The 1,449-nt window shown below is 42.8% G+C and carries 1 protein-coding gene; it reads right to left on the reverse strand.

Going from position 1 to position 1,449, the window contains the following annotated elements:
* Positions 1-1,447, reverse strand: a 1,447-nt coding sequence (locus AC1DG9_RS26990; RefSeq protein ID WP_477635683.1) for a ribulokinase, incomplete at its 3' end; no start/stop codon positions are given.
* Positions 1,448-1,449: the final 2 nt, after the last annotated feature.

Here is a 1,449-nt window from a genome sequence, read left to right on the forward strand (position 1 = left end):
ACATTACGGCTCCCAGTGCACAAGTCTGTTCAGACTGGTGGACACGGATAGGCATATTCATGACATTTGCGAGCGTCTGCATTACAAATGGTGATTTCTTTGCGATACCGCCCACACCTATCAAACCTTTTATGGCAATGCCCTCAGCTTTAAACCTGTTGGAGATACTTTTTGAGCCAAAACAGGTAGCTTCTACAATTGATCGGTATATGGAAGGCGCATTGCTCCCCAGGTTTATACCTGTTATCGCACCTTTCAGTAATTGATTGGCATCAGGTGTTCTGCGGCCGTTAAACCAATCAACAGACAGTTCACTCTGATCATTAAATTCTAATGCCGCCGCATATTTCTCCAACTCAGCCAATAGCTGCTGAGAAATATTCTCCGGAATTATTTTCGAATTTGCTGCATCAATTCCAGCTGAACCGGAAACTAAATGCTGTAAAGGCCATGATAAAAGATTCCTAAACCAAGCATATGCATCGCCAAAGGCCGACTGTCCAGCCTCCATGCCTATCATTCCGGGAATAATAGAGCCATCAACCTGTCCACATATTCCTTTAACTACGGTTTCTTTTATATCTTTTTTTGGTGCAACCAACATATCACAGGTAGATGTACCAATTACTTTGCTCAGGTAATAAGGTTCTATTTGTCCACCTACGGCACCCATATGTGCATCGATTGCACCAATACCCACTAAAACATCTGTACTCAATCCCAATCGTTCAGCCCATTCTCCATTTAACCTACCGGCTGCTTTATCTGAGGTATAAACCTCCTTACCTAAAGTAGCCGAATATCCGGTTAATAGTGGATCAAGTGTAGAGAAGAAGTGATCAGGAGGAAAACCACCATGCTCTTCGGCCCACAAACCTTTATGTCCGGCGGCGCATACACTTCGCTTTATTTCCGTGGCTTTTTTACCTCCGGTTAGCAGAAATGGCATCCAGTCACAATGTTCAACCCAGGTATAAGCAGCATTTCTGACAAGCTCGTTTTTTCGCAGGATATGTAATAGCTTCGACCAGAACCATTCTGAGGAGTAAATACCTCCGGAATATAAAGTGTAATCAGGGTTATGTTTATTTGCGTGTGCATTAATTTCGGAAGCTTCTTTAACTGCGGTGTGGTCTTTCCAAAGAATAAACATCGCATCAGCATCAGATTCAAACTCAGGTAGCAATGCCAGTGGAATTCCTTTGTCATTTACGGCTATCGGAGTCGAGCCTGTGGTAGCGATAGATATTGCTCTGATATTTGTAGCTACAAATGTTCCACCCTGCCTTAAACACTCTTTTATAGTATGTACTATCCCCTCAATATAATCTAGTGGGTGTTGCCTGAATTGATTCTGACTGGCGTTGCAATAAAGTCCGTCATTCCATCTTGGGTAGATAAACGAAGACGAAGCAACTTCGTCACCATTATGTGCATTAACAATAATGG

This window comes from Pedobacter sp. 05L430, assembly GCF_056397585.1.